Origin of the sequence: Cedecea sp., from assembly GCF_036500665.1 — a bacterium.
Classification (GTDB): Bacteria; Pseudomonadota; Gammaproteobacteria; order Enterobacterales; family Enterobacteriaceae; genus Cedecea.
Window position 1 is genome coordinate 1 of sequence record NZ_DASYBS010000085.1, and the last position, 2,208, is coordinate 2,208.

3 protein-coding genes are annotated in these 2,208 nt (G+C 51.6%); 1 reads left to right on the top strand and 2 read right to left on the bottom strand.

Annotation, left to right across the window (positions count from 1 at the left end; genetic code table 11):
• Positions 1-239 (bottom strand): PTS-dependent dihydroxyacetone kinase phosphotransferase subunit DhaM (locus tag VGM55_RS13500; protein WP_414648268.1); only part of this gene is annotated, 239 nt, incomplete at its 3' end.
• Between the two features lie 211 nt (positions 240-450).
• Positions 451-1,620, bottom strand: a complete 1,170-nt coding sequence (locus VGM55_RS13505; protein ID WP_331635739.1) for an IS4 family transposase — start codon at positions 1,618-1,620, stop codon at positions 451-453.
• A 373-nt stretch (positions 1,621-1,993) separates the two neighbouring features.
• Between VGM55_RS13505 and VGM55_RS13510 the strand changes: the two genes are divergently transcribed.
• On the top strand, positions 1,994-2,208 hold a 215-nt coding region (locus tag VGM55_RS13510; RefSeq protein ID WP_331635740.1), incomplete at its 3' end, for a hypothetical protein.

The window sequence follows — 2,208 nt, forward strand, 5'->3', positions numbered from 1 at the left end:
GCTGTCTCTGCGCTCAGAATGGCGCTGCCCATGTCCATCAACACCAGGACACCCTCAGGAGACCGAACCTTGAGAATTGCTTCTTGGATATCCAGCGCATCAGTGCCCAGCTCTGATCGATCGTCGCCGATTCCCCCCGCCGCGGCGATCGAGATACCGGGTCCAACCGTCCGCTTAATTAGATCGACGGTGGCTTCAGCCAGGCGACGACTGTGTGAGACTAAGACGAGACCTACCATTTTTTGAGAAGTGGTTAACCGTAACGGGTGGTTCGAAGTAATCAGTAATCATGTTGCGGGGGTTCCGGAATTTTCAGCGTCGGGAGTTAGCCGGAGTAGGACAAATAGCTGACTTAGTTCAGGTCTTTGAGCGAGCGCGTCATAACTGCGACCTCCTTGGACTCCTGCAACTCCTCGAACTGATTACTGATTACTGATCATGATTGTCCGGTTATAAGTCCCAGAGCATCAGCTGGTTAGGATCTGATGTGTTTTGATCTCCGGTTAATGAAGTTGTAAGTAGTTGATCGATAGGGACTTTTTCGAACACGTTGACGCTCAAGATCTGCAAAATAGTGTGCAAACTTTGGGGTAAGCCCAGCTCTTGTTTGCGAATAGCGACTAAAAGGTAAACGCACAGAGCAGTCCAGATTTGAGTTTTGACTGCATTGGTTGAGGTACCATAGAAGCGCTTGATTCGTAGGTGCTGCTTGATCCATTTGAAGAACAATTCTACTTGCCAGCGCATCTTGTAGAGCTGGCAGATAGTCCAGGCAGGCAACTGCAGGTGATTGGTCAAAAAACAAAAACTGCGCTGCAGTTCGCGATCGTAGAAGCGAACTGCTCGGAGCTTGTCTGGAAAGGCTTTTCGCGAATAAAAACCGTGCAAGCGGCCGATCTGATCGCTGCGCAAGCCTGTAGAGCGATCGACCGGTTGAGAACGATAGCGAATGAAACGCAGATCGGCTCGAGGGCGAATCACAAAATAAGCTCCCGCTCGATGTAAGAGGTAGAGACGGGCGAAATCCAAATAAGCCTTGTCCATGACGTAGAAGGCTCCTGGCTCGACTAACAGCGCGTCTAAGGCGTTGACGTCGTGACACCGTGCTTCGGTTATACTGACCAACGCAGGAATGGGACCACGCAAATCCAGCAGCGTATGTAACTTGATAGCGCCTTTGGTTCGGCGAAAACGAGCCCAAGGAAAAAGGTTGAGGCACAAATCGATGGTCGTCGAATCCAATGCGTATACGGTCTCTGTCAACTCTACTTCCAGCGCTTGGGTGGCATAAAGAGCCCTGGCTCGCTTGATTAAAAGCTGCGCTAGATCTGCATAAATACGCCAATCGCGCCTTTCGTTGGCATCGGCCAGGGTGCTGCGCCGGATGGGGCTGCGAAAACCTAGATGATAGAGCTGATCGCTGCGCGTACTCAAGCATGCTTCGATATCGCGCAAACTCTCCCGAAAGGTCAGTTGGGCAAAGGCCATGGACAGAAACTGATCCCAACAGGAAAAAGCCCTGACCTTGTACTCGCCATCGTAACGTTGCACACAGCGACGAAACTGTTCTGGATGGATCGGCTCGAGAACCTGCGCAAAAATTGTTTTCCCGGAGAACACCCGCAGAAACTAGATGCTCAAGCTTCAAGTCGCTCACAGCCCTTTTCATTCGCAATTGCCTATTGCTCAACACATACTCTCCACACACTCTGTCGACAACCGGACAGCAGTGATCAGTAATCAGTAATCAGTTTAGGAGCCGGGAGCTAGAATCTAGGAGTTAGGAGGGGGCGCGGGTTTAGCACGGCGTCCAAGCACGCTGGAGGAGTGGCCAGTCCTGTAATCATAGAGTTTTTTTGATAACTCAGTGCCTGAGTGCTCGAGTGGACTTCCTAGGATTGGCAATTTTCCTAGTTGCGCACTGCGCTCTCCCAGCTCGTAGCTCCCAGATTCTAGCTCCTGGACTGATCACTGATTACTGATTACTTTGCCAATGGACGCTGCTGAAGCACTACAGGAATTTCTGCGGCCGCAGCGCGCTTTGCGGAACCTTAAACGGGAAGAAGCAATCTTGGAGCAGGCGGAGGTTAGCCGGGTCGTGATTGCGCCCGGCACTGAAAATGAAGAGGAAGATATCGCGGTTTATCGCTGGGGGAATGGTGAGCGAGGAGTTCTTTTAGCGCATGGTTGGGCTGGGAAAGCGGCCCA